The organism is Sphingopyxis sp. H050, from assembly GCF_001468265.1.
GTDB lineage: Bacteria > Pseudomonadota > Alphaproteobacteria > Sphingomonadales > Sphingomonadaceae > Sphingopyxis.
This window is the reverse complement of sequence record NZ_LNRZ01000006.1, coordinates 109,041-132,287: the sequence shown is the minus strand read 5'-3', so window position 1 is coordinate 132,287 and position 23,247 is coordinate 109,041. Positions and strand designations below refer to the sequence as shown.

The 23,247-nt window shown below is 65.5% G+C and carries 27 protein-coding genes; 16 read left to right on the top strand and 11 right to left on the bottom strand.

All coding sequences use genetic code 11. The annotated features are described in order from the left end of the window. Positions 1 to 44: 44 nt before the first annotated feature. The gene (locus ATE67_RS13575) at positions 45 to 1,049 is read right to left on the bottom strand and encodes an SMP-30/gluconolactonase/LRE family protein (protein WP_082660374.1); all 1,005 of its coding nucleotides are present in this window, start codon (positions 1,047 to 1,049) and stop codon (positions 45 to 47) included. 307 nt (positions 1,050 to 1,356) lie between these two features. On the opposite strand from ATE67_RS13575, the gene ATE67_RS13570 reads away from it, so the two are divergent. From ATE67_RS13570 to ATE67_RS13555, 4 genes are all read left to right on the top strand, one after another. Next, entirely contained in the window at positions 1,357 to 2,511 is a 1,155-nt protein-coding gene (locus ATE67_RS13570) for an acyl-CoA dehydrogenase family protein (protein ID WP_058817220.1), read from the top strand. Between the two features lie 178 nt (positions 2,512 to 2,689). Further along, complete coding sequence (locus ATE67_RS13565) at positions 2,690 to 3,859, top strand: acetyl-CoA C-acetyltransferase (protein ID WP_058817219.1); 1,170 nt, start codon at positions 2,690 to 2,692, stop codon at positions 3,857 to 3,859. Positions 3,860 to 3,978: 119 nt separating this feature from the next. Then, a complete protein-coding gene (locus tag ATE67_RS13560) occupies positions 3,979 to 4,761 on the top strand; it encodes an SDR family NAD(P)-dependent oxidoreductase (RefSeq protein ID WP_058817218.1) in 783 nt (260 codons plus the stop codon). Between the two features lies 1 nt (position 4,762). Further along, on the top strand, positions 4,763 to 5,200 hold the full coding sequence (locus ATE67_RS13555; protein WP_058817217.1) for an acyl-CoA thioesterase: 438 nt from the start codon (positions 4,763 to 4,765) through the stop codon (positions 5,198 to 5,200). 124 nt (positions 5,201 to 5,324) lie between these two features. On the opposite strand, the gene gmk is transcribed toward ATE67_RS13555, so the two are convergent. Beyond that, positions 5,325 to 5,987 (bottom strand): guanylate kinase, encoded by a 663-nt coding sequence (gene gmk / locus ATE67_RS13550; protein ID WP_058817216.1) that lies wholly within the window; start codon positions 5,985 to 5,987, stop codon positions 5,325 to 5,327. A 45-nt stretch (positions 5,988 to 6,032) separates the two neighbouring features. On the opposite strand from gmk, the gene ATE67_RS13545 reads away from it, so the two are divergent. Then, a complete protein-coding gene (locus tag ATE67_RS13545; protein WP_058817215.1) occupies positions 6,033 to 6,596 on the top strand; it encodes a DUF2585 domain-containing protein in 564 nt (187 codons plus the stop codon). A gap of 98 nt (positions 6,597 to 6,694) precedes the next feature. Here ATE67_RS13545 and ATE67_RS13540 read toward each other — a convergent pair whose 3' ends face one another. Genes ATE67_RS13540 through ATE67_RS13525 form a run of 4 tightly spaced genes read right to left on the bottom strand, consistent with a single transcriptional unit; the run spans position 6,695 to position 9,291 of the window. Beyond that, a complete protein-coding gene (locus ATE67_RS13540; protein ID WP_231728161.1) occupies positions 6,695 to 7,063 on the bottom strand; it encodes a hypothetical protein in 369 nt (122 codons plus the stop codon). Between the two features lie 20 nt (positions 7,064 to 7,083). Next, entirely contained in the window at positions 7,084 to 8,496 is a 1,413-nt protein-coding gene (fumC, locus tag ATE67_RS13535; protein WP_058817213.1) for a class II fumarate hydratase, read from the bottom strand. Continuing rightward, positions 8,493 to 8,804, bottom strand: coding sequence for a hypothetical protein (locus ATE67_RS13530; protein WP_058817212.1), 312 nt, complete (start codon positions 8,802 to 8,804; stop codon positions 8,493 to 8,495). Before ATE67_RS13530 ends, fumC begins: the two co-directional genes overlap by 4 nt. Positions 8,805 to 8,808: 4 nt before the next feature. Then, on the bottom strand, positions 8,809 to 9,291 hold the full coding sequence (locus tag ATE67_RS13525; protein ID WP_058817211.1) for an SspB family protein: 483 nt from the start codon (positions 9,289 to 9,291) through the stop codon (positions 8,809 to 8,811). An 85-nt stretch (positions 9,292 to 9,376) separates the two neighbouring features. On the opposite strand from ATE67_RS13525, the gene hisB reads away from it, so the two are divergent. The 5 genes from hisB to ATE67_RS13500 all read left to right on the top strand — a co-directional run bounded on the left by hisB (position 9,377) and on the right by ATE67_RS13500 (position 13,418). After that, positions 9,377 to 9,964: an imidazoleglycerol-phosphate dehydratase HisB gene (gene hisB / locus ATE67_RS13520; RefSeq protein ID WP_058817409.1), complete on the top strand. Its 588-nt coding sequence runs from the start codon at positions 9,377 to 9,379 to the stop codon at positions 9,962 to 9,964. Between the two features lie 9 nt (positions 9,965 to 9,973). Continuing rightward, positions 9,974 to 10,582, top strand: a complete 609-nt coding sequence (hisH, locus tag ATE67_RS13515; protein WP_058817210.1) for an imidazole glycerol phosphate synthase subunit HisH — start codon at positions 9,974 to 9,976, stop codon at positions 10,580 to 10,582. Next, positions 10,570 to 11,304 (top strand): 1-(5-phosphoribosyl)-5-[(5-phosphoribosylamino)methylideneamino]imidazole-4-carboxamide isomerase, encoded by a 735-nt coding sequence (hisA, locus tag ATE67_RS13510; protein WP_197411954.1) that lies wholly within the window; start codon positions 10,570 to 10,572, stop codon positions 11,302 to 11,304. The genes hisH and hisA overlap by 13 nt, the downstream gene beginning before the upstream one ends. Positions 11,305 to 11,422: 118 nt before the next feature. After that, positions 11,423 to 12,187, top strand: a complete 765-nt coding sequence (hisF, locus tag ATE67_RS13505) for an imidazole glycerol phosphate synthase subunit HisF (RefSeq protein WP_058817209.1) — start codon at positions 11,423 to 11,425, stop codon at positions 12,185 to 12,187. Positions 12,188 to 12,323: 136 nt separating this feature from the next. Continuing rightward, positions 12,324 to 13,418: a calcium:proton antiporter gene (locus ATE67_RS13500; protein ID WP_058817208.1), complete on the top strand. Its 1,095-nt coding sequence runs from the start codon at positions 12,324 to 12,326 to the stop codon at positions 13,416 to 13,418. A 197-nt stretch (positions 13,419 to 13,615) separates the two neighbouring features. Here the strand turns inward: ATE67_RS13500 and ATE67_RS13495 are convergent, their stop codons facing one another. Further along, the gene (locus ATE67_RS13495; RefSeq protein ID WP_058817207.1) at positions 13,616 to 14,752 is read right to left on the bottom strand and encodes a beta-ketoacyl-ACP synthase III; all 1,137 of its coding nucleotides are present in this window, start codon (positions 14,750 to 14,752) and stop codon (positions 13,616 to 13,618) included. Positions 14,753 to 14,942: 190 nt separating this feature from the next. On the opposite strand from ATE67_RS13495, the gene ATE67_RS13490 reads away from it, so the two are divergent. Then, complete coding sequence (locus ATE67_RS13490; RefSeq protein WP_058817206.1) at positions 14,943 to 15,494, top strand: hypothetical protein; 552 nt, start codon at positions 14,943 to 14,945, stop codon at positions 15,492 to 15,494. Between the two features lie 167 nt (positions 15,495 to 15,661). On the opposite strand, the gene ATE67_RS13485 is transcribed toward ATE67_RS13490, so the two are convergent. Both ATE67_RS13485 and ATE67_RS13480 read right to left on the bottom strand, forming a co-directional pair. Next, complete coding sequence (locus tag ATE67_RS13485; RefSeq protein ID WP_058817205.1) at positions 15,662 to 16,429, bottom strand: sulfite exporter TauE/SafE family protein; 768 nt, start codon at positions 16,427 to 16,429, stop codon at positions 15,662 to 15,664. A 114-nt stretch (positions 16,430 to 16,543) separates the two neighbouring features. Continuing rightward, positions 16,544 to 17,470 (bottom strand): LysR family transcriptional regulator, encoded by a 927-nt coding sequence (locus ATE67_RS13480; RefSeq protein WP_058817204.1) that lies wholly within the window; start codon positions 17,468 to 17,470, stop codon positions 16,544 to 16,546. Positions 17,471 to 17,554: 84 nt separating this feature from the next. Between ATE67_RS13480 and ATE67_RS13475 the strand changes: the two genes are divergently transcribed. The 4 genes from ATE67_RS13475 (at position 17,555) to trxC (ending at position 20,936) form a co-directional block, all read left to right on the top strand. After that, positions 17,555 to 17,887: a hypothetical protein gene (locus ATE67_RS13475; protein WP_058817203.1), complete on the top strand. Its 333-nt coding sequence runs from the start codon at positions 17,555 to 17,557 to the stop codon at positions 17,885 to 17,887. Between the two features lie 402 nt (positions 17,888 to 18,289). Continuing rightward, complete coding sequence (locus ATE67_RS13470) at positions 18,290 to 19,531, top strand: glutathione-independent formaldehyde dehydrogenase (RefSeq protein WP_058817202.1); 1,242 nt, start codon at positions 18,290 to 18,292, stop codon at positions 19,529 to 19,531. A 164-nt stretch (positions 19,532 to 19,695) separates the two neighbouring features. After that, on the top strand, positions 19,696 to 20,397 hold the full coding sequence (locus ATE67_RS13465) for a type 1 glutamine amidotransferase domain-containing protein (RefSeq protein ID WP_058817201.1): 702 nt from the start codon (positions 19,696 to 19,698) through the stop codon (positions 20,395 to 20,397). A gap of 59 nt (positions 20,398 to 20,456) precedes the next feature. Further along, positions 20,457 to 20,936, top strand: coding sequence for a thioredoxin TrxC (gene trxC / locus ATE67_RS13460; protein WP_269433458.1), 480 nt, complete (start codon positions 20,457 to 20,459; stop codon positions 20,934 to 20,936). Between the two features lie 113 nt (positions 20,937 to 21,049). Here the strand turns inward: trxC and ATE67_RS13455 are convergent, their stop codons facing one another. Together ATE67_RS13455 and ATE67_RS13450 are read right to left on the bottom strand one after the other, a co-directional pair. Continuing rightward, the gene (locus ATE67_RS13455; RefSeq protein ID WP_058817200.1) at positions 21,050 to 21,838 is read right to left on the bottom strand and encodes an SDR family oxidoreductase; all 789 of its coding nucleotides are present in this window, start codon (positions 21,836 to 21,838) and stop codon (positions 21,050 to 21,052) included. Continuing rightward, complete coding sequence (locus ATE67_RS13450; RefSeq protein WP_058817406.1) at positions 21,835 to 22,164, bottom strand: nuclear transport factor 2 family protein; 330 nt, start codon at positions 22,162 to 22,164, stop codon at positions 21,835 to 21,837. The genes ATE67_RS13455 and ATE67_RS13450 overlap by 4 nt, the downstream gene beginning before the upstream one ends. Before the next feature lie 96 nt (positions 22,165 to 22,260). Here ATE67_RS13450 and ATE67_RS13445 point away from each other — a divergent pair, with 96 nt between their 5' ends. Then, a complete protein-coding gene (locus ATE67_RS13445) occupies positions 22,261 to 23,172 on the top strand; it encodes a LysR family transcriptional regulator (protein WP_058817199.1) in 912 nt (303 codons plus the stop codon). The last annotated feature ends 75 nt before the right edge of the window (positions 23,173 to 23,247 follow it).

Genomic DNA, 23,247 nt, shown 5'->3' with positions numbered 1-23,247 from the left:
AAGATCCTCCCTGTCGCCCTTCGGCTGGCCGGCAGGCCGGCCGCTCAGGATAAACTGCCCTTCGGGCAGCGATGGGGAGGGGGACCGCCCGCGTAGCGGGTGGTGGAGGGGCTGCGTCCACGTCCCGCCGTCAGCGCTTCGCGCTGCCACTTCCCCATGCCTGCGGCACAGGGAGGATCCTGGCCCGCAAAGCCCGGCTGGACCAAACCCGGCACATCGACGCGGAAAGTGAAGAGCCCGCCCGCGTGCGGCTGCGCGGCGCGCTCTTCGTCGGTCAGATTCTTGCCCGCGGTGGTGACGAAGGCGGTCCGCATGTCGACACCGCCCAGCGCGATCATCGACGGACGCTGGACGGGCAGGTCGACGGTCTGGAGCAGTTCGCCCTGCGGCGACAGGCGGACGACGCGCCAGCCGTCCCACAGCGCCGACCAGTAACAGCCCTCGGCATCGACGGCGCCGCCGTCGGGGCGGCCGGTGCCGAGTTCGAATTGGTGGAAGAGCCGGTCCTCGCCGAGTTCGCCGGTCGCGGGATCGACGTCATAGGCGCGCAGCGCATGCGTCGGCGTATCGGCGTGATAGAAGGTGCGCCCATCGGGGCTGAACGCCGCGCCATTGCTCGTCAGCAGCCCGCCGATCATCGGGATGAGCTCACCGTCGGGATCGAGGCGGAACAGCATCGCGCCGGGGTTCGCCTTGTCGCTCGTCACGCTGCCGACCCAGAAGCGGCCCGCGGCGTCGACGCAGCCGTCGTTGAAGCGTTGCTCGGGGATGCCGGCGAGGGCCGCCGGGCCGAAGGCGCGCGGCGTGTCGCCCCACGCGTCGATCACGGCACACCCGTCTTTCAGGCCCATGACGAGCCCGCCCGCAGCGCGCGGTGCGACGCAGCCGACGGGGCCATCCAGCTGCATCGTCTCGGTCGCGCCCGTTCGGGGGTCGGTGCGGTGGATGCGGTGCGCGTCGATATCGACCCAATAGAGGCGCGCCTCGGCGGCATGCCAGCGCGGCGACTCGCCGAGCAGCGCGCCGGCATCGAGGAGCAGATCTACCATGGCGGCGATGCTAGCGGGCTGCGGGACGGCTGCACAGGGTTGCAAAGCTATTCGTCGCTCCCGGGAGGGCGGGGGCGCTGACGTTCCTCAATCGCCTCGTCATCGCGAGCGCAGCGAAGCAATCCGGGGCGGCCTGCGCTCACGCTGGATTGCTTCGCTGCGCTCGCAATGACGGCGCGAGGAAGGCAACATCTCTTATGCCGTAGCGTCTTTCCACTTGACGTGGACGTAAACGTAAGGTCAGGTTGTCGGGAAAGATGCGGCCGACTCCCGCTCGCGTTCGGCCGCGCACAGGGAAAGGAAAACCATGTCGCTCGATACCCTCTCACGCTCCGCCTATACCGAGGATCATGAGGCGTTCCGGTCGACGGTGCGCCAGTTCCTCGAAAAGGAAGTCGCCCCCCATCAGGCGGAATGGGCCGAGGCGGGGATCGTCCCCAAGAGCATCTGGCCCAAGGCCGGCGCACTTGGCCTGCTGTGCCCGACGGTGCCGGAGGAATATGGCGGGCTAGGCCTCGACTTCGGCTATAATGCGATCGTCGACGAGGAAAGCGCCTATTACGGCCGCGTGACCACGGGCTTCTCGCTCCAGTCGGACATCGTCACCAACTATATCGTCCGCTACGGCAGCGAGGAGCAGAAGGCGCACTGGCTGCCAAAGATGGTCGCGGGCGAGGTGATCACCGCGATCGCGATGACCGAGCCGGGGACCGGCAGCGATCTTCAGGGCATGCGCACGACCGCGAAGAAGGATGGCAATCATTATGTCATCAACGGGTCGAAGACCTATATCACCAACGGCCAGAACGCCGATCTCGTCCTCGTCTGCGTCAAGACCGATCCCGACGCCCAGCCGGCGTGGAAGGGCGTGTCGATCGTGCTGGTCGAGGCGGATCGCGAGGGCTTCCAGCGCGGGCGCAACCTCGACAAGATCGGGCAGGACGAGGCCGACACGTCGGAACTGTTCTTCAACGACGTCCGCGTGCCGATCACCAACTGCCTCGGCGAAGAGGGGCAGGGCTTCATCTATCTGATGAGCGAGCTGCCGCAGGAGCGCCTGTCGATCGCGGTCAGCGCACAGGCTTCGGCCCAGCGCGCCTTCGACGACACGGTCGAATATACGCGCGAGCGCAAGGCGTTCGGCAAGCCGATCCTCGACTTCCAGAACAGCCGTTTCGTGCTCGCCGACCTCAAGGCGAAATTGCAGGTCGGCTGGGCGCACCTCGACTGGGCGCTGGCGCGGCACCTCAAGAAGGAGCTGACCCCAGAAGAGGGCGCGGCGGCGAAGCTGTGGCACACCGACCTGCAGTGGGAGGTGATGGACAAATGCCTCCAGCTGTTCGGCGGCGCCGGCTATATGAACGAATATCCGATCGCCCGCGCCTGGCGCGCCGCGCGCGTGACGCGCATCTTCGGCGGCACCAACGAAATCATGAAGGAACTGATCGGGCGCAAGCTCTGACGAAAAACTCTCTCCCCTTGCGGGAGAGAAAGACTTGGCTTGGCGGCTTGCCGCCTAGCAAGTCTTGAGAGGGGTTTTACGCGCGACCCCTCACCCAGCTTCGACTAGGCAGCAAGCTGCCAAGTCTCCACATCCCTCTCCCGCAAGGGGAGAGGGAAGAACGTGAAAGGAACTCCCCATGGCCACAGCATATATCGTCGACGCCGTCCGCACCGCGGGCGGCAAGCGCGGCGGCCGGCTCGCCGGCGTCCACCCCGTCGACCTTGGCGCCGCGGTGTTCGACGCGATCGCCGACCGCAATGATTTCGACACCAGGGCGATCGACGACGTCATCACCGGATGCGTCAGCCAGGGCGGCCAGCAGACGATGGACGTCGGCCGCAACGCGGTGCTCGCCTCGAAGCTGCCCGACTCGATCCCCGCCGTTACCATCGACCGCCAGTGCGGCTCGTCGCAGCAGGCGATCCAGTTCGCCGCGCAGGCGGTGATGTCGGGCACACAGGACATCGTCCTCGCCAGCGGTATCGAGAGCATGACGCGCGTGCCGATGGGCAGCGTCGCGACGCTGTTCATGAAGGAAGGGCTCGGTCATTATAAGTCCGAGCGGCTCGAGGAGAAATTCCCCGGCATCATGTTCAGCCAGTTCGCCGGCGCCGAGATGATCGTCAAGAAGCACGGCTTCACCAAGGACGACCTCGACGCCTATGCGCTCGAAAGCCACCGCCGCGGCAAGGCCGCGACCGAGGCGGGCCATTTCAAGCGCGAGATCGTCGGGGTCGAGATCGACACGCCCGAGGGCCGCCAGGTCCACCTCGTCGACGAAGGCATCCGCTTCGACGCGACGCTGGAAGGCATTGCGGGCGTCAAGATCCTGCAGGAAGGCGGCTCGATCACCGCGGCGACGTCGAGCCAGATCTGCGACGGCGCCTCGGCGGCGCTCGTTGTCTCGGAACAGGCGCTCAAGGATCATAATCTGACCCCGCGCGCGCGCATCCACCATGTGTCGGTGACCGCGGGCGACCCCGTGATCATGCTCGAGGAACCGCTCTTCGCGACCGAGCGCGCGCTCAAGAAGGCGGGCATGAAGATCGGCGATATCGACGCTTATGAGGTCAACGAAGCCTTCGCGCCGGTGCCGCTGGCGTGGCTCAAATATCTCGGCGCCGACCATGCGCGCCTCAACCAGCATGGCGGCGCGATCGCGCTCGGCCACCCGCTCGGCGCCTCGGGCACCAAGTTGATGGCGACCTTGCTCGGCGTGCTCGACGCGACGGGCGGCAAATATGGCCTGCAGACGATGTGCGAAGGCGGGGGCCAGGCCAACGTCACGATCATCGAACGGCTCTAATTTTATGACGTGCTCCTGCGAAAGCAGGAGCCCAGGGCGGGATGGCGCCAGCGTCGCGCGTTGACGCCCTGGGTTCCGGCTTTCGCCGGAACACATGCTTTTTTCTGAAAGGATCCAATATGAAACTCGATTCCACTGTATCCGCCGTCGTCACCGGCGGCGCCTCGGGCCTCGGCGCCGCGACCGCGCGCGCGCTCGCTGCCAAGGGCGTCAAGGTCGCGATCTTCGACCTGCAGGAAGAAAAGGGCACCGCGCTGGCGGCCGAACTCGGCGGCGTGTTCTGCGAATGCAATGTCACCGACGACGCCTCGGTCGATGCGGCCTTTGCCAAGTCGCGCGCCGCGATCGGGCAGGAGCGCATCCTCGTCAACTGCGCGGGCACCGGCAACGCGATCAAGACCGCGAGCCGCAGCAAGGAAGACGGCAGCATCAAGCATTTCCCGCTCGATGCGTTCAACTGGATCATCCAGATCAACCTCGTCGGCACCTTCCGCTGCATCGCCAAGTCGGCGGCGGGGATGATGACGCTCGACCCCACCGAAGACGGCGACCGCGGCGCGATCGTCAATACCGCGAGCGTCGCGGCCGAGGACGGCCAGATCGGCCAGGCGGCCTATTCGGCGTCGAAGGGCGGCGTCGTCGGCATGACCCTGCCAATCGCGCGCGACCTTGCGGCGGAGAATATCCGCGTCAACACGATCCTGCCCGGTATCTTCGACACCCCGCTGCTTGCGGGCGCGCCGCAGAATGTCCGCGATGCATTGGGCGCCTCGGTGCTCAACCCGAAGCGCCTCGGCAACCCAGCCGAATATGCCAATCTCGCGCTCTGCATGATCGAAAACGGCTATTTCAACGGCGAGGACGTCCGCCTCGACGGCGGCATCCGCATGGGTCCGCGCTGATATGGCGAAACCGGAAAGCTGGCGGCTCGACGCCGCCAGCTACCCCGTCTGCATCGATTTCCAGACGCGTTTCCAGGACATGGACATCAACGGCCACCTCAACAATGTGGCCTTTGCCGTCCTGTTCGAGAGCGGCCGCGTGTTGCTGAACCGCGAAATCCGTCCTTGGACCGAGCGCCCCGCGAACGAGCGCACGATGGTCGCCGCGGTCGAGATCAATTACCTCGCCGAGGGCAATTTCCCCGATCCGGTCCAGATCGCGACGGGCATCGGCCGCCTCGGCACCTCGAGCTGGACGATCGTCCAGGCGATGTTCCAGAACGGCCGCTGCATCGCGACCTGCGACACGGTTGTTGTATGCCGCACCGACGGGCAGGCGAAACCGCTCCGCGCGGAGATGGTGGCCGAATTGGAGCAGAAGCTGGCGAAGCCATTTTAGAGTATGGACCGTCCCCTCAACCGTTCGCCCTGAGCTTGTCGAAGGGCCGTTTTTCTTTCGCGATCGCAAAGAGAAGAACAGTGCTTCGACAAGCTCAGCACGAACGGAATTTTAGGATCGCAATCTACAGTTTTTTGTCCGCATCCGGCACCGACCGGATCAGGTCGCGCGCGAAGCCGATCAGCCCGATCTGGCGCCGCCGCTTCAATCGTTCGGCGCGCAGGATCGCGCGGACCTCGTCGAAACAGCCTTCGACATTGTCGTTGATCAGCACATAGTCGTATCCGTCCCAATGGCTGATCTCGTTCGCGGCGCGCTCCATGCGCGCGGCGATGACTTCGTCGCTGTCGGTCTTGCGCGACCGCAGGCGGCGTTCGAGTTCTTCCATCGTCGGCGGCAGCACGAAGACGCGCACGACGTCGGGCCCCGCTTCCTGATAGAGCTGCTGCGCGCCCTGCCAGTCGATGTCGAACAGCACATCCTTGCCCGCGGCGAGCAGTTCCTCGACCGGCGCGCGTGGGGTGCCGTAGCGGTGGCCGAAGACATGCGCCCATTCGAGGAACTCGCCGTCGGCCGCCATCTTCTTGAACGTCTCGGTGTCGACGAAATGATAATGGACCCCGTCGATCTCGCCGGGGCGGGGCGGGCGGGTGGTCGCGGAGATCGAGAGCGCGATATCCTTGTCGGCGTCGAGCATCATGCGCGAGATGGTGGTCTTGCCTGCACCCGAGGGCGAGGAGAGGACGAACAACACGCCGCGGCGGTTCAGATGGACGCTATCAGCCATGCGCGCTATTCGCGCGGGTGAAGGCGGCGGTCAAGGGGGAGACATATGGCGGGGATTTCACGAACGGGCTGGATCGTCGTCGCGGCGCTGCTCGCGCTGCTGACCGCGATCCTGTTCGCGATGGGCCGCCCGCCGATCTGTCCCTGCGGCACGGTCAGCCTCTGGCACGGCACCGTCCAGTCGAACCAGAACAGCCAGCAGATTTCGGATTGGTACAGCTTCAGCCACGTCATCCACGGCTTCATCTTCTATGGGCTGACGCGCTGGGCGATGCCCTCGCGGCCCTTGTGGGCCGCGCTCGCCATCGCGATCGGAATCGAGGGCGCGTGGGAAATCCTCGAAAATTCGCCGATCATCATCGACCGTTACCGCGAAGTGACGATGGCCTTCGGCTATTCGGGCGATTCGATCGTCAATTCGGTCAGCGACACCGGCTTCATGATCCTCGGCTTCCTCGCCGCCAGCAAGATGCGCTGGTGGGTGACCCTCTTGCTCGCCATCGCCTTCGAGCTGTTCACGCTGTGGACGATCCGCGACAATCTGACGCTCAACGTGCTGATGCTGGTGTCGCCGATCGAGGCGGTGAAGGAGTGGCAGGCGGGCGGTTAAATCTACCTCTGGTCATTCCGGTAACGACCGGAATCTCGGAAGTGCGTAGCGATCAGCCGTCCAGATCCCGGCCTTCGCCGGGATGACGAGGGTGAAAATTAGTGGATCGCCGAACTGCGCCCATTGCCCTCGCTCGGGATCGAGGGCGGCAGGGCATCGCCGATCGCCTGACCGTCGGTGGGCGCGACCGCCGTGCCGGCATAGGTATCGACCACGCCTTCCTGCGCCAGCTTCGGATCGATCGCATGCGCCTCGCGCGCGGCTTCACGCGCCTCGGCGCGGTCGGCCCATTTCTTCGTGAGATAGGCCGCGGCTGCGGTCGCCGCGAAGACCGCATAACGCTGCGGGAACACACGCCGTGCAGCGAACAGCGTGCCCGCGCCGATCACCGCGCCGGCAATGCCGTGATTGCCCTTCTGGCGTCCAATGGCGCCACCGAGGACGCCGCCAACGATCCGACCGATCATCTTCATCTCCTTCGTCCCTATCAATGCCCGGAAGGGGCCTGCGGTTCCGGCCCCAACATCGTGCGCGGATCGACCAGGCGGTCGAAGGTTTCGCCATCGACATAGCCCAGGTCGAGCGCGGCGTCGCGCAAGGTCGATCCGGTCTCATGCGCGTGTTTCGCGATCTTCGCCGCCTTGTCGTACCCGATCTCGGGCGCGAGCGCAGTGACGAGCATCAGCGAACGGCTCATCAACTCGTCGATCCGCGCCCGATTGGGCTCGATCCCGGCGACGCAATGCTCGGTAAAGCCCGCCATGCCGATCGCGAGCAGCTCGATCGAGCGCAGCACATTCGATCCGATCAGCGGCTTGAAGACGTTGAGCTCCAGATGCCCCTGCAGCCCGCCGACGGTCACCGCCTGGTGATTGCCGATCACCTGCGCCGCGACCATCGTCAGCATCTCGCACTGCGTCGGGTTGACCTTGCCCGGCATGATCGAGCTGCCGGGCTCGTTCGCGGGCAGCTCAAGCTCGCCGAAGCCCGCGCGCGGGCCCGATCCCAGGAGTCGGATGTCGTTGGCGATCTTGGTGAGTGCGACGGCGAGCGTATTGAGCGCGCCCGAGAAGAAGACGAGCCCGTCGTTCGACGCCAGCGCCTCGAACTTGTTGCGCGCGGGTTCGAACGCGATGCCGGTGCTGCGCGACAATTCGGCGGCCATCGCGGCGTCGAAGCCCGCGGGCGCGTTCAGCCCGGTCCCGACCGCGGTGCCGCCCTGCGCGAGCTTGCAGACATTGTGCGCCAGCGCGCCTTCGATCCGCGCCCGGCACGCGATCAATTGCGCGACATAGCCCGAAAATTCCTGCCCCAGGGTCAGCGGCGTCGCGTCCTGAAGGTGCGTGCGGCCGATCTTGACGATATCGCTCCACGCGCGCGCCTTGGCATCGAGCGCGTCGGTCAGCGCGGCGAGGGCGGGCAGCAGGCGAGCCGTCGTTTCGACCGCAACGGCGACGTGCAGCGCGGTCGGAAAGCTGTCGTTCGACGACTGGCCCATGTTGACATGATCGTTCGGGTGGACCGGCGCCTTGCCGCCGCGCGTGCCCGCCAGCCTTTCGTTGGCGATCCCCGCAATCACTTCGTTCGCGTTCATGTTCGACTGCGTGCCGCTGCCCGTCTGCCAGATCGTAAGCGGGAACTGGTCGTCATATTCGCCCGCGACGACGGCGTCGGCGGCGGCCGCGATCGCATCGGCGAGCCCGGCGTCGAGTCCGTGGTTCCGGTTGACCCGCGCCGCCGCGCCCTTGATCCGCGCGAGCGCGTGGACGATCGGCAACGGCATGCGCTCGTGCGCCGGGAAGGCGAAATTATGCCGGCTACGCTCGGTCTGCGCGCCCCAATAGGCCTCGGCCGGAACCTCGATCTCGCCGATGCTGTCGCTTTCGATTCTTGTGCTCATCCCAGCAGCATCCTCGTCGCCAGCACCGAACTGGCCCAGATCATCGCGACCAGGCCGAGCATCTGCCAATAGCCGCCCTCGCCGACCCGGCGGCGAAGCCAGGCGGCGGCGAGCCAGATCAGCACGAGCGCAGGGGTCAGGATCAGCAGGCTGAAGCGCAGCAGGCCGTCGGCTATCTGGCTGCGAGCATAGCCGCCCTCGAACACGGCATAGCCCTCGACCCCCCACCAGAAGGCGGCGGTCAGGACGAGCATCCCTGCAAGAGCCCAATATTGCCAGAAACGGCTGGGAGGCCATGGCGGAGCCACGGCGCTACTTTTTCTTGCCGAAATCCACGGTCACGACGTTCGACCCGTCTTCGGTCAACACCTCGGGACGGTCGTTGTCGGCTTCGTCGTGCCGCTCCGGCTCTTCCATATCGTCGTCGCTGACCTGGAACTGCAGGCCGAAATCGACCGACGGATCGACGAAGGCGGTGATCGCCGCATAGGGGATCGTAAGCATCGACGGGGTCTGGTTGAACGACAGGCCGACCGCGAAATGATCGTCTTCGACGGTCAGGTCCCAGAAACGGTTCTGGAGGACGATCGTCATTTCGTCGGGGAATTTGGCGATCAGGTGCGCGGGGATGTCGACGCCCGGCGCCTGCGTCTTGAAGGTGATATAGAAATGATGCTCGCCGGGCAGGCTGTCGTGCCCCTCGATCTGGCTCAGCACCCGGCCGACCACGGCGCGCAGCGCGTCCTGCACGATTTCGTCATAGGGAATCAGGCTGTCGCGAACATCGTCACTCATCCGCGGGGGATGAACGCCGCGCGGGCGAGGGTCAAGGGGGGAGAGTCTCCTTGCGCCGCGAAAAAATGGCTCTATGGGGTCGGCCATGCGAACCGCCACCGTCCAGCGCACGACCAAGGAAACGGATATCGCGATCACCGTCAATCTCGACGGAACCGGCGATTATTCGGTGTCCACCGGCATCGGTTTCCTCGACCATATGGTCGAGCAATTGTCGCGCCACTCGCTGATCGACATTGCGATGCAGGTGAAGGGCGACCTCCACATCGACCAGCATCACACGGTCGAGGACAGCGCGCTCGCGCTCGGCGAGGCGGTAGCGAAGGCGCTCGGCGACAAGCGCGGCATCGCGCGCTACGGCGAGGCGCACGCGCCGATGGACGAGACGCTGACGCGCTGCGTGCTCGACATTTCGGGGCGCCCGCACTGCGTTTACAAGTCCGGCTTCTCGCAGCCGCGCCTCGGCGAGATGGACACCGAGATGTTCCCGCACTGGTTCCACAGCTTCGCGCAGGCGGCTGGCATCACGCTGCACATCGAGACGCTGTACGGCGAGAACAACCACCATATCGCCGAGAGCATGTACAAGGCGCTGGCCCGCGCGCTGCGCCAGGCGGTCGAAATCGACCCGCGCAAGGGCGACGCGATCCCCAGCACGAAGGGTGTGCTCTAGGAGCCGTCCATGAGCGTGATTGCCCTGATCGATTATGGCGCGGGCAATCTCCGCTCGGTGCATAATGCGCTCGTCGCGGCGGGCGCTGACAATGTCGCCGTCACCGCCGATCCCGATGTCGTCGCCAAGGCCGACCGCATCGTCCTGCCCGGCGTCGGGGCGTTCGCCGCTTGCATGAACGGCCTCTCGGCGATCCCTGGCCTGATCGAGGCGATGGAGCGGCGCGTGCGCGGCGAGGGCGCGCCTTTCCTCGGCATCTGCGTCGGCATGCAATTGCTCGCCGACGCGGGCGAGGAGCATGGCACGCACAAGGGGCTCGGCTGGATCGGCGGGACGGTGCGCGCCTTTGATCCGCAACCCGGCCTCCGCATCCCGCACATGGGCTGGAATGACGTCGTGCCGGTCGCCCGTCACCCCGTGATTGCCGCGGGCGAGGCCTATTTCCTCCACGGCTATCATTTCGCCGACGCCGCCGCTGTCGCCGCCACCAGCAGCCACGGCGCGACCTTCACTGCCGCGGTCGCGAAGGACAACATCCTCGGCGTCCAGTTCCACCCCGAAAAAAGCCAAGCCTACGGCCTCGCGACGCTCGAAAGGTTCCTGACGTGGCGCCCCTGATCCTCTTCCCCGCAATCGACCTCAAGGGCGGGCAGGTCGTGCGGCTCGCCGAGGGCGATATGGCGCGCGCGACCGTCTATGGCGATGACCCGGCGGCGCAGGCGCGGCTGTTCGCGGATGCGGGTGCGAGCCACCTCCATGTCGTCGATCTCGACGGCGCCTTCGCGGGCGCCAGCGTCAACGGCGCGGCGGTCGAGAGTATCATCGCGGCCTTTCCGGGCGAGGTGCAGGTCGGCGGCGGCATCCGCGATCGCGCCGGCGTCGACCGCTGGCTCGCGCTCGGCGTCGAGCGCGTGATCATCGGCACCGCGGCGCTGAAAGACCCCGCATTCGTCAAATCCGCCGCGCGCGACCTTCCGGGTCGGATCGTGGTCGGCGTCGATGCCCGCGATGGCATGGTCGCGACCGAGGGCTGGGCCGATGTCTCCGACGTGCGCGTCGAGGATATGGCGCGGCGGTTCGAGGATGCGGGGGTCGCCGCGCTCCTCTTCACCGACGTCGGCCGCGACGGGCTGCTCAAGGGCTGCAATGTCGAGGCGACGGTGGCGCTGGCCAAGGCGGTCGACATTCCGGTGATCGCCAGCGGCGGGGTGGCGGATATCAATGATATCTATGCGCTGCGTCCGCATGTCGCGGACGGTATCGAGGGCGTGATTACCGGCCGTGCGCTCTACGACGGCCGGCTCGATCTGGCTGAAGCTATCGCGGCAGGCACGGCGTGAGCGACTTGGCGCTTTCCGTTCCCCGGCGAAAGCCGGGGCCCAGGGCGCAACAAGGCCCGCGTCGCGTCACAACGCTCTGGACCCCGGCTTTCGCCGGGGAACATGGGAGGGACTGCCCATGACCGTCCGCGTTCGCGTCATTCCCTGCCTCGACGTCGCCGACGGCCGCGTCGTCAAGGGCGTGAATTTCGTCGACCTGCGCGATGCGGGCGATCCGGTCGAGGCGGCGCGCGCCTATGACGCCGCGGGCGCCGACGAGCTCTGCTTCCTCGACATCAGCGCCAGCCATCAAGGCCGCGGCACCCTGCTCGACATGGTCGCCCGCACCGCCGAAGTCTGCTTCATGCCGCTCACCGTCGGCGGCGGCGTGCGCAGCGCCGAGGATGCGCGCGCGCTGCTGCTCGCGGGCGCCGACAAGGTCGCAGTCAACAGCGCCGCGGTCGCGCGGCCCGAACTCGTCGCCGACATCGCCAACCGTTTCGGCAGCCAGTGCGCGGTCGGCAGCATCGACGCGCGCCGCGTCGAAGAGGGCCGCTGGGAAATCTTCACCCATGGCGGGCGCACGCCGACCGGGATCGACGCGCTCGACCATGCCGTGCGTCTCGCCACGCTCGGCGCGGGCGAACTGCTCGTCACCAGCATGGACCGCGACGGCACCAAGGACGGCTACGACCTTATGCTCACCCGCGCGATCGCCGATGCGGTCAGCGTGCCGGTGATCGCCTCGGGCGGCGTCGGCCATCTCGACCATCTCGTCGCCGGCGTCGTCGAAGGTCATGCCAGCGCGGTGCTCGCCGCCAGCATCTTCCACTTCGGCGAAGCGACGATCGCCGAGGCGCACGCGCGCCTCGCCGCCGCCGGATTGCCCGTCCGCGCGCATTAAAGCTGCCCCTGTCAGTCATCCCGGCGAAGGCCGGGATCTCGCCGCAGCGTTTTCCTGCGCCGATGAGATTCCGGCCTTCGCCGGAATGACGAGTTGAGGGGTGGTCATGCAGGTTCGTGGCTGCAATAGCGGTCGCATGACCAAAAAACTCCGCCTCGCCGACCGCACCAACGATATCTTCCCGATCCTCGGCTTTCTCGCCGCGCTCGCCAGCTTCGCGATGCCGCTCAACGCCTGGCTCGTCGCGATCGTCCTGATGGGCGCCGTCGTTGCGGCGGTCCATCATGCCGAGGTCATCGCCCACCGCGTCGGCGAGCCCTTCGGCACTTTGATCCTCGCGCTCGCGGTGACGGTGATCGAGGTCGGGCTGATCCTGACGCTGATGCAGGCCGAGCCCGAAAAGGCGCAGACGCTCGCGCGCGATACGGTGTTCGCCGCGGTGATGGTGATCCTGAACCTGCTCATGGGGCTCTGCCTCTTGAGCGGCGCGATCCGCCATCACGAGCAGCGCTTCCAGCGGACCGGCATCGGCGCCGCACTCGCGACCTTGACCGTGCTCACCGTCGTGACACTGGTCCTCCCCAATTTCACGTCGAGCGTGCCGGGGCCCTTTTATTCGGCGACCCAGCTCGGCTTCGTCGCGGTCGTTTCGCTCATCCTCTATGGCACATTTGCGCTGGTGCAGACGGTCCGGCATCGCGACTATTTCCTGCCCGAGCCGGACGCCGACGTCGATGGCGATGGCGAGCCCGACACCCATGCCGCGCCGCCGACGGTCCAGCGCACCGCGATCTCGGGCGCGCTGTTGCTAGCCAGCCTGTTCGCCGTGGTGTTGCTCGCCAAGACGCTGTCGCCGGTGATGGGGCTGCTGCTGGCCGAGTGGGGCGCCCCGCCCGCGGTGCTCGGCGTGCTGATCGCGGCGCTGATCCTCGCGCCCGAGGGGCTGGCGGCCGTGCGCGCGGCAAAGGCCGACCGGCTCCAGACCAGCCTCAACCTTGCGCTCGGCTCGGCGCTCGCGACGATCGGCCTCACGATTCCCGCGGTCGCGATCCTGTCGATCGTCACCGACCTGCCGATCAGCCTCGGCCTCGACGCCAAGTCGACCGTGCTCTTGTTCCTGTCGCTGATCGTGTCGGTCCAGACGCTCGCCAACGGCCGCACCACGGTGCTGCAGGGGGTGATCCACCTGATGCTGTTCGCGATTTACCTGTTCACGACCTTTGTGCCTTAACGGCGGCTGAGGTCTTCGTGGGAGGGCCTTGAAGAAATTTCGCGCGAAGACGCGAAGACGCGAAGAAGGAAGTTTGGGCCGATAGGCCCTGTATCCTCCATGCGACTTGAATGGGAAAGCCGCTTCGCGGCGAACACGCCCTCTTCGCGTCTTCGCGTCTTCGCGCGAAACAAATCCAGCCAGCGCCTCCGGCTCGCTCAGGTCCTCCGAACGAACACCGTCCCCGCGCTATAGCCCGCCCCGAAAGAGCAGATCAGCCCGGTCTCGCCCGCCGCCAGATCCTCATGGTGGAGGTGGAAGGCGATGATCGACCCCGCGCTCGACGTGTTGCCATAGGTGTCGAGCACCGTCGGGCTCTCGTCCTCGCTTGCTTCATGCCCCAGCACGCGCTGCGCGATCAACCGGTTCATGTTGGTGTTCGCCTGGTGCAGCCACAGCCGCCGCATGTCGGCGCCTTCGAGGCCCAGTAGCTCCATCTGCTCGACGATCAGGTTCGCAACCCACGGCACGACTTCCTTGAACACCTTGCGGCCCTCCTGGACGAAAAGCTTGTCGCTCTTCGGCCCCGACTGGTCGATCCCGCCATGGCCGCGGTTGAGGAATCCGAAATTGTTGCGGATGTTGTTCGAGAATTGCGTCTTCAGCTTGGTGCCCAGAATGTCCCAATGCCCCGCCGGCGCGATACTCTTGTCCTCGACCAGGATCGCGGTCGCGACATCGCCGAAGATGAAATGGCTGTCGCGGTCGCGCCAGTTGAGGTGCCCCGAACAGATTTCGGGGTTCACGACGAGCACGCTCTTCGCATGCCCCGCGCGGATATAATCGGCGGCGGTCTGGATGCCGAAGGTCGCCGACGAGCAGGCGACGTTCATGTCGAAGCCGAAGCCGTCGATGCCCAGCGCATCCTGAATCTCGACCGCCATCGCCGGGTAAGGGCGCTGCATGTTCGACGCGGCGCACAGCACGGCGTCGACGTCCGCGGCGTCGCGGCCGGCGCGCGCCAGCGCGTCCTTCGCCGCTGCAACGCCGATCTCCGCAAGGATCGAGATTTCGTCATTGCCGCGTTCGGCGATCCGCGGCGCCATATGTTCGGGGTCGAGAATGCCGGCCTTGTCGACGACGAAGCGCGATCCGATGCCGCTCGCCTTCTCGATGAATTCGACGCTCGATTCAGCAAGTTCGGCAACTTCGCCCGATGCAATGGCGGCCGCATTTTCCCTATTGTGCAGCGCAACATACTGGTTAAAACTGGCGACAAGTTCTTCGTTGGAGATGCGTTCGGCGGGGGTGAAAAGGCCGGTTGCGGAAATAACCGGCTGCGGTGTGTGCGACATGGTGGTCCTGCGTGTCTTATGATTTCACGACACGCTGATTAGGCCCGGTCGCGGACACGCGCAACGCCCGACACGATGCTGAACGATCCCCGACCGCATGGTTAACCTGCCACTAACCCTTTTCGTGGCAGATTGTCGGATGCAGGCCTCCGGGGGGATGGCTCCCTGGGCGCCGTGCGGGAGCATGACCATGGCGACGCGTTCAGGACCGGCCGCAGGCGACCTGTCCATCTCGGAGATCAAGGAATTTGCGGGCTTCCCCGCCGCGACGCAGCGCTACATCCGCCGCTCGCTCGACATCGGGCTCGATCGCGACGACGCGATCGCCCGCTGGTCGCGCGACATGGTCGAGGAAACCGCGATCCGCGTGCAGGCCAAGGTCTATCAGCGCATTCCCGAAATCCGCGCCCATATCCCCGACGACAGCGGCCTCGACGCGCTCGAGGGCTTCATGGCGCCGCTCGTCGCGGTATCGGCCTTCGACCTCGGGCAGGACCGGCTTCACGCCTTCGCGCCCTATCGCTTCCTGTACGAACGGCTGCTCGGCGCGCATGCGCGGCCGTGGCTCCCCGGCGCCTTCTGCGCCGCGGCGTCGCTGCCGCACCTCCACCCCGACAAGCGCAAGCTGCTGCTCCAGTCGATCAGCGAAGCCGCCGCGACCGCCCCCGGCTGGTCGGCGCGCGAGCCGAGCTTCTATCCCGAATGGGTCGACAAGATCGACGAGACCAAGCCCGCCAATTGAATTGGCTGCATTAGGGTGGGAAGCTCCCCTTTGGGTTCCCCGGCGAAAGCCGGGGTCCAGGGAGAGATGGAACCAGCGGCAGCGCGATAACGCTCTGGGCCCCGGCTTTCGCCGGGGAACATGTCAGCTTTGGCAGCAATCAGTCGAAACCGGCCGTCAGGCGGATATCACAACACCGCCCGGTACAGCCCGAACGCGCTCGTCGCCGTCAGCACCACGCCGACCAGCGTCAGCATCAGCTTGACCGAGAAACGCTTCGCCATGAACGCGCCCAGCGGCGCCGCGATCACGCCGCCGATCAGCAGGCCCAAAGTCGCACCCGCAATCTGCGCCAACCCCAGATGATAGATGAAGGTCGCCGAGACCGTCAGCGTCAGAAAGAATTCGACGCTGTTCACCGTGCCGACGACCTTGCGCGGCTCGGCGCCCTGGACGAGCAGGTTCGAGGTCACCACGGGGCCCCAGCCGCCGCCGCCCGCCGCATCGAGAAAACCGCCAATCAGGCCGAGCGGCGCGATGACCGTCGGTTTCTGCACCTTCGGCGGATAGAGCAGCCCGCGAACGAGCAGCCAGATGCCGATCAGGACCAGATAGCCGAGGACGAAGGGTTTGACGACGTCGCTGTGGAGCGAGGTCAGCACATAGGCGCCAAGCACCCCGCCGATCACCCCCGGGATGAGCAGCTTCCAGAACAGCGGCCATTCGATGTTGCGGTGGATCAGGTGGCTGATCCCCGACACGGCGGTCGTGAACACTTCGACGACATGGATGCGGGCGGAGGCTTGCGCGGGCGGGACGCCCATCACCGCGACCAGCAGCGTGTTGCAGATGACGCCGAACGCCATGCCCAGCGCGCCGTCGACGAGCTGCGCTGCGAAACCGATCAGGATGAAGGGTAAAAGCGAAGAGGGGTCCAGCGCCGCCAGATCGAACATATCTACATCCCAAGCATTTTAATTGAGAACCGGCTGCCGCCTTTTCGGTGAAAGCGCCAGCGCAATTTTTCTGCTGGCTGCCAAGGGAATTGTTTCTGCGCCGGGAGGGTTCCTCTATCCCGTTACATTGTCGGGTAAAAATTCGCGAACATAGTCGATGAAGGCGCGCAGCTTGGGCATCACCTGCTTGCGGCTGGGGTAATAGAGGAACAGGCCCGAGGTCGATCCGGCGAATTCGGTGAGCACCAGTTCGACCTCGCCGGCTTCGACCATCGCCTTGGCGACGGGTTCGGCGGTCATGATCATCGCGATCCCGCTGCGCATCGCGACGGTCGCCGCGATCCAGTCGTTGACGATCACCGGGCCGGTGACCGAGACGTCGAACTCGCGGTTCCCCTTTTCGAAGGTCCATGGCATCAGCCCGCCCGACGCGAGGCGGAAGCGCACACAGCGATGGCCCCGCAGATCCTCCGGCGTCTCGGGCCGGCCATATTTCTCGAAATAGGCGGGGGTGCCCGCGACGACGAAGCGGAACGGGCCGGTCAGGCGCACCGCGATGACATCGGCATCGAGCGATTCGCCCATCCGCACCCCGGCGTCGAAGCCGCCGGCGCTGAGGTCCGACAAGGCGTCGTCGGCGTAAATCTCCAGCTCGATTTCGGGATAGGCTTCGCAAAAGCCGGCGATGATCGGCTCGAACAGCGGCTGCACCGCGCCGCGCATCAGGTTGATACGCAGCCGCCCGGCGGGGCGGTTGCCCAGGTTGCGCGCCGCCTCATAGGCGTCGGCGATCCCCGAATAGGCCGGGGCGGCGCGTTCGAGGAACATCTCGCCCGCCTGCGTCAGGCCGACGCTGCGCGTGGTGCGCATGAACAGCGGCGCGCCGATGCGCGCCTCCAGCGCCTTGATGGTCTGGCTGATCGCCGAGGGTGAGACGCCGAGATCGGATGCGGCGGCGGAAAAGCTGCGCCTTTCCGCAACGCGCAGAAAGGCTTCGATCCCGTCGAGCGCCCCATGAGGGATTGTTAAATCCTGCTTCAAAGCACTTGCAGATTATAGAGGATTATCTATGTGCGCAACAGCAACTAGAAAGGTTGCACAACGAAACGAAAGGAAACCTCTCCCATGACCACTCAGCTCTCCTCTTTCCGCCGCTTCCCCGCCGCTTTCGCGATCGTCGCGGCTTCGGCTCTCGCTTTCACCGGCCTGATGGCCACCGCCACCCCGGCCTATGCCCAGAGCGGCGACTATCGTTGCGCGGGTCTCGCCGATCAGGCCAGCACCGCTGCCGAAGGCGCGAGCGCCGGCCAGAAGTCGAGCGCGAAGCGCTTCGTCTCGACCGGCAAGAAGCTCTGCCAGGCCGGCAACGAACGCGCCGCGGCCAAGCAGTTCCGCGCTGCCCTGAAGGTTGCCGGCGTCGCCGAAGTCGAAACCGACAGCCAGATGGCCTCGCGCTGACAAGCGACCAGCCTAAGACACCAATCTCCGGTCCGTCCTCTCCCTCTCTCCCGACGGACCCCACTAACTGGGGCGGCCCCCATAACGAGGCCGCCCCATTTGTTTGTGCGGATCAGGACGTGCGCCGGTGACGGACGTGCCATACCTTCTGCAAGACATTGATTATAGTATCGGAATCTGTCCAGGTAAGCGGCAGGCGAGGGTCGAGTAATCGCCCGGTAATCACGGCTGGGCGCGCGATAGCTGACCTTCAGCGTGTCACCCGACCGACCCTAATCCCGCCATTCGATCGCGTGGCGATTGGCCGGACGCGACATCCCCATTGACAACCGTCAACGCGCGCGGAGCCCCGCCGCCTATTCTCGATCGTAGCGGGCATCATGCGAGAACCGGGAGTTCAACATGCCAACAGCCAATCGCGCCATCACGTTCCTGGAACCCCACAAGATGGCGCTCCAGGAACAGGATTATCCGAAGCTTCAGGACCCGCAGGGCAGGAAGATCAAGCACGCCGTCATCCTCAAGATCGTGACGACGAACATCTGCGGCAGCGATCTGCACATCTATAACGGCCGCTTCGCTGCCCCCGCAGGCATGCTGATGGGCCATGAGAATACCGGCGAGGTGGTGGAGGTCGGCTCGCATGTCGAGCGCGTCAAGGTCGGCGATATCTGCTCCGTGCCGTTCAACGTTTCCTGCGGCACGTGCCGCAACTGCCGGGAACGGCATACCGAGGTCTGCCTCAACGCAAATGAGGAACTCGGCTTCTGCGGCGCGTACGGCTTCAATCTGGGGGGGTGGCAGGGCGGCCAGGCCGAATATATGCTGGTGCCCTGGGCCGACTTCCAGTTGCTGCGCTTCCCCGATCGCGATCAGGCGATCGAGAAGATCAGGGATCTCACCCTGCTCTCCGACATCCTGCCCACCGGCTATCATGGCTGCGTCGAGGCGCGCGTGGGAACCGGCTCCACCGTCTATATTGCGGGCGCCGGGCCGGTCGGCCGCTGCGCAGCCGCGAGCGCGCAGCTGCTCGGCGCGTCCTGCATCATCGTCGGCGATTCCAACCCGGCCCGGCGCGAACTGGTCGCGCAGGCGGGCTACGAAGTCGTCGACCCGGCGAGCGCTACCCCCGTCGCCGACCAGATCGAAGCCATCCTCGGCACCGGCTCGCGCTGGGTCGATGCGGCGGTCGATTGCGTCGGGCTCGAATGCCACGGCAACGGGCCGGACGGCTGCTCGCACAACGTCGAGGAGGCCGTCATCAACACGATGATGGAGGTGATCCGGCCCGCCGGGGCGATGGGTATCCCGGGGGTCTACACCAGTCAGGACCCCGGCGCACCGACCGAGCTCAACAAGCAGGGTCTGATGGCGCTCGGCTTTCCCGCTGCATGGGTGAAGTCGCCGACCTTCACCGCCGGCCAGTGCCCCGTGATGCGCTATAATCGCGAGTTGATGATGGCGATCCTTTGGGACCGCATGCCGTACCTGACACCGCTGCTGAATACCGAGGTGATCCCGCTGGAAGGGGCGGTCGACGCCTATAAGATCTTCCAGGACGGGTCGCCGAAGAAGTTCGTGATCGATCCGCACAACATGACGGGTCTTTTGTCCAGCGGCGATCGTCCGCAGTCGCTGGCATGAGCGTTCCCTGTCGCCGAACGACATGCGTCCAAGGCCGATGATCCGCCGATGACCATCGGTCGCGCCATTTGCAAGCTACGGCGGCTTCTGATGCAACAGCCGGGGTGGACAGAACTGCGCCACGCCCCATTTCCTCGATGGGAGGGCGCGCGATGGAGGCAGCAATGAAGATTCTGATGGTTCTTACGAGTCACGATCAGCTGGGCAACACCGGCCGGAAGACGGGGTTCTGGCTCGAGGAGTTTGCCGCTCCCTATTATGTGCTGAAGGACGCCGGGCACGAAATCACCCTGGCGAGCCCCAGGGGCGGGCAACCTCCGCTCGACCCCAAAAGTGACGAGCCCGACGCGCAGACGGATGCCACGCGCCGGTTTCACGAGGATGCCGCCGCTCAGGCTCATCTCGGCTCGACGGAGCGGCTCTCGACAATGAACGCTTCGGATTTCGACGCCATTTTCTACCCCGGCGGTCACGGGCCGCTGTGGGATCTGGTGGACGACAGCCATTCGAAAGCCTTGATCGAAGCGACCTTGGCGCAGGGGAAATCCGTGGCGCTCGTCTGTCATGCCCCTGCGGTGCTGAAGAATGTTCAAAGCGCCGATGGCAAACCCTTGGTTTCCGGAAAATCGGTAACAGGATTCACGAATGAAGAGGAGGCAGCCGTCGGCTTGACGGACGTCGTTCCCTTCCTGCTGGAGGACGAGCTCAAGCGACTTGGCGCCAATTTCAGCAAAGCAGGTGTTTTCGTGCCCCATGTCGTTCGCGACGGATTGCTGATCACGGGGCAGAACCCGCCCTCAAGCCAGCCTGCGGCCGACGCTTTGCTCGACGCGCTCGCAGCCGCGAAGGCCGATTCCGCGGCCTGACCCGACGATCAGATGCGGCATTGGGTGCGACATGCCGCCCGACCGGCCAGGAGGCTATCATGTCCGATACGATCGGCGATCGTCCACCGGCAGCAGCGGCCGAGATGTTGGTCGTCGCCTGCCCCACCGACGCGTCGCTGAACCGCGTGCCCCGCGCAAAGCTCGACCAGAAACCGAAGTGCGGCAGGTGCCACAACCCGCTTTTCCAGGGCAAAGCCGTCGAGCTCAACGCCGCGAATTTTGATGCTCACACGCTCAAGAGCGACGTCCCGATCGTGATCGACTTCTGGGCGGAATGGTGCGGTCCATGCCGCATGATGACGCCCAATTTCGAGATGGCGGTGCCCCGGCTGGAGCCGCGGGTGCGGCTGGGCAAGCTCGACACGGAGGCGCAGCCCGCGATAGCCCAGCGTTACGGCATTCGCGGCATTCCGAGCATGGTCATGATCAGGAAGGGTCAGGAGATCGCTCGCACGTCAGGAGCGATGCCGACGTCGGCGATTGTGGATTGGGTCGAGCAGGCCCTCCGCACAGCGTGAAGCCGTGCGCCTCGTGGTGAGGCCCACTGCTCAATGCGCGCCGCCGTTATCGATCTGTGAGGGGGCGGCGACCTCCCGGCTTCAGCTATACCGCGAACGCCGGGAAGCCCTCTTCACACCGTCCTGATCGTCCCGCCATCGATGACAAACTCCGCGCCGTGGATCGCGGCAGCGCGGTCGGACGCGAGATAGGCGATCAGGTCCGCCACCTCTTCGGGCTCGGCGCCCCGCCCGATCGGGATCCCGCCCAGGGCATCGAGCACCGACTGGCGCGCGTCGTCGATCGTACCGCCATTGGCTGCCCGGAGCATCTCGAGAAAGTCCCCGACAGCCTCGGTCATGATCCAGCCCGGCGAGACGGAGTTTACGCGAACACCCTTGGGGCCGAGCTCTTTCGAGATCGATTTGCTGTAGGTCCTCAGCGCCGCCTTGGCAGTGGCATAGCCGGTGGTGGACTCGGGCAGCGGCAGGACCGACTGGATCGACGTGACATGCACCACGGTGCCCTTGCCCCGCTCGAGCATCTGCGGGATCAGCAGCCGGTCGAGCCGGACCGTCGCCAGCAGGTTGAGGTTCAGCTCGGCGAGCCAGTGATCGTCCGTCAGCGCGGCGAACCCACCCGCCGGTGAAGCCGAGCCGCCGACGACATGGGCGAGGATGTCGATGCCGCCCAGCCGCTCGAGTGCCGCCTTGGCCAACGCTTCGCCGCCCTCCGCGGTCGTGAGGTCGGCCTGGACATATTCGACGCCGTCGATGGGATCCTTGATCGTGCGGGCGGCCGTGACGACACGGGCTCCGCCGGCAAGGAAGCGTTCGACCGTGGCACGGCCAAGCCCCTTGGTGCCGCCGCTGACAAGGACACGCTTGCCGGCGAACTCGGTCGGATCTGCCTTGATGCTCATACCGTCGTCTCCAGGGCTTTGATGGCGTCGCCTTCCAGCTTGAAGCGATAGGTGAACCGAAGCGGGCTGCCGGGGAATTCGCCGTGGGCGGGACCTTCGAGCACGATATCGCCGCCTTCCTCCCGATAAGTGTCGGGCTCGAAGATCGCCTTGACCGCGATCGCTTCGTCCTTGAGCAGCCTGCGAATCTCGGCTTGTCCGACGAAATCCTTGCCGTTGTCCGTGAAAACCGCGTCAGGCAGGAAGGGCTTCATCATGCCGTCGAGATCGAGGCGCGCATTGGCCTCGATAAAGGCGGCGATCGGCTTGGGTAGTTTCAATGACATGATCATCTCCTCGATTGTTGCGAGGCCAATTTAGCGATGGACATCTCGCCTGATAATCGAGACAAATCGCGATGTCGTGTTACGGAAATCGGGATAATGATCCGTCATTCACTTATCGAGCTCGAAGCTGTTCTCGCGATCGTTCGATGCGGCTCGTTCCGCGCAGCGGCGCTCGAGCTTGGCATGTCGACCACCGCGATCAGCAACGCGATAGCGAAACTCGAACGGGAGCTTGCGGTGCGGTTGTTCAATCGCACAACGCGCAGCGTCTCGCTGACCTATGCAGGGCGGATCTTCGTTGCACAGATCAAGCCGGCGTTCGAGGGCATCCAAAAAGCGATGGATACCGCGCGCTCGCAGCAGCAGATGCCGTCCGGCACGCTGCGCATCAATGCCTTCGCGACGGCAGCGCGCGAAATCATGGCGCCGCTGATATTGACCTATCTGCAGCGCTATCCGCAGGTTCATATCGATATCGTCACCGAGGGGCGGCTGGTCGACGTCGTGGCGGCGGGCTTCGACCTGGGCGTGCGCAGCCAAGATCTGGTGCCCAGCGATGCGATAGCCATTCCGCTGGGCCAGATGCGACGCATGGCGGTTACCGCGTCCCCCGCCTTTTTCGAAGGCAGGGCGATCCCCAAAGTGCCGCAGGAACTGCTTGCTTATCCCTGCGTTCGCATCCGGCTTCCCAATGGCGCGTTGTTCCGATGGCGGTTCGAGAAGGGCGGCGAGGAATTACAGCTCGATGTCGAGGGGCCGATCACCTTGGACGAGGCATCGCTTGCCCGGATCGCCGTAACAAACGGCGTGGGAATCGGTTATTTCATGGAAGCCGATGTGCGCGAAGACATCGCGGCGGGCCGCCTCATCCGCATTCTCGAAGACTGGACGCCGCCGCTGGCGCCGCTGTGCCTCTATTATTCCAATCGGCGCAATTCCTCCGCCGCCTTTCAGGCCTTCATCGCGCTCGCACGCGACTTTGCCGCCGGGCGGCTCGCACCGCCTTGAGGTCGATCGCGCGTTTGCCAAGCGGTCGGACGAATAGCGCCTTGGGGTGCCCTTGCCTCGGACGCTGTCATTCTG

What these genes read in the sequence shown, in the direction of transcription:
- ATE67_RS13450 (WP_058817406.1), bottom strand. Translation starts at nt 22,164, where the DNA reads ATGTCATTGAAACTACCCAAGCCGATCGCCGCCTTTATCGAGGCCAAT.
- trxC (WP_269433458.1), top strand. Translation starts at nt 20,457, where the DNA reads ATGTCCGATACGATCGGCGATCGTCCACCGGCAGCAGCGGCCGAGATG.
- hisH (WP_058817210.1), top strand. Translation starts at nt 9,974, where the DNA reads ATGAGCGTGATTGCCCTGATCGATTATGGCGCGGGCAATCTCCGCTCG.
- fumC (WP_058817213.1), bottom strand. Translation starts at nt 8,496, where the DNA reads ATGAGCACAAGAATCGAAAGCGACAGCATCGGCGAGATCGAGGTTCCG.
- hisF (WP_058817209.1), top strand. Translation starts at nt 11,423, where the DNA reads ATGACCGTCCGCGTTCGCGTCATTCCCTGCCTCGACGTCGCCGACGGC.
- ATE67_RS13455 (WP_058817200.1), bottom strand. Translation starts at nt 21,838, where the DNA reads ATGAGCATCAAGGCAGATCCGACCGAGTTCGCCGGCAAGCGTGTCCTT.
- ATE67_RS13445 (WP_058817199.1), top strand. Translation starts at nt 22,261, where the DNA reads ATGATCCGTCATTCACTTATCGAGCTCGAAGCTGTTCTCGCGATCGTT.
- ATE67_RS13475 (WP_058817203.1), top strand. Translation starts at nt 17,555, where the DNA reads ATGACCACTCAGCTCTCCTCTTTCCGCCGCTTCCCCGCCGCTTTCGCG.
- ATE67_RS13500 (WP_058817208.1), top strand. Translation starts at nt 12,324, where the DNA reads ATGACCAAAAAACTCCGCCTCGCCGACCGCACCAACGATATCTTCCCG.
- ATE67_RS13490 (WP_058817206.1), top strand. Translation starts at nt 14,943, where the DNA reads ATGGCGACGCGTTCAGGACCGGCCGCAGGCGACCTGTCCATCTCGGAG.
- hisB (WP_058817409.1), top strand. Translation starts at nt 9,377, where the DNA reads ATGCGAACCGCCACCGTCCAGCGCACGACCAAGGAAACGGATATCGCG.
- ATE67_RS13465 (WP_058817201.1), top strand. Translation starts at nt 19,696, where the DNA reads ATGAAGATTCTGATGGTTCTTACGAGTCACGATCAGCTGGGCAACACC.
- ATE67_RS13540 (WP_231728161.1), bottom strand. Translation starts at nt 7,063, where the DNA reads ATGATCGGTCGGATCGTTGGCGGCGTCCTCGGTGGCGCCATTGGACGC.
- ATE67_RS13555 (WP_058817217.1), top strand. Translation starts at nt 4,763, where the DNA reads ATGGCGAAACCGGAAAGCTGGCGGCTCGACGCCGCCAGCTACCCCGTC.
- ATE67_RS13570 (WP_058817220.1), top strand. Translation starts at nt 1,357, where the DNA reads ATGTCGCTCGATACCCTCTCACGCTCCGCCTATACCGAGGATCATGAG.
- gmk (WP_058817216.1), bottom strand. Translation starts at nt 5,987, where the DNA reads ATGGCTGATAGCGTCCATCTGAACCGCCGCGGCGTGTTGTTCGTCCTC.
- ATE67_RS13485 (WP_058817205.1), bottom strand. Translation starts at nt 16,429, where the DNA reads ATGTTCGATCTGGCGGCGCTGGACCCCTCTTCGCTTTTACCCTTCATC.
- ATE67_RS13575 (WP_082660374.1), bottom strand. Translation starts at nt 1,049, where the DNA reads ATGGTAGATCTGCTCCTCGATGCCGGCGCGCTGCTCGGCGAGTCGCCG.
- ATE67_RS13525 (WP_058817211.1), bottom strand. Translation starts at nt 9,291, where the DNA reads ATGAGTGACGATGTTCGCGACAGCCTGATTCCCTATGACGAAATCGTG.
- ATE67_RS13495 (WP_058817207.1), bottom strand. Translation starts at nt 14,752, where the DNA reads ATGTCGCACACACCGCAGCCGGTTATTTCCGCAACCGGCCTTTTCACC.
- ATE67_RS13545 (WP_058817215.1), top strand. Translation starts at nt 6,033, where the DNA reads ATGGCGGGGATTTCACGAACGGGCTGGATCGTCGTCGCGGCGCTGCTC.
- ATE67_RS13470 (WP_058817202.1), top strand. Translation starts at nt 18,290, where the DNA reads ATGCCAACAGCCAATCGCGCCATCACGTTCCTGGAACCCCACAAGATG.
- ATE67_RS13560 (WP_058817218.1), top strand. Translation starts at nt 3,979, where the DNA reads ATGAAACTCGATTCCACTGTATCCGCCGTCGTCACCGGCGGCGCCTCG.
- ATE67_RS13565 (WP_058817219.1), top strand. Translation starts at nt 2,690, where the DNA reads ATGGCCACAGCATATATCGTCGACGCCGTCCGCACCGCGGGCGGCAAG.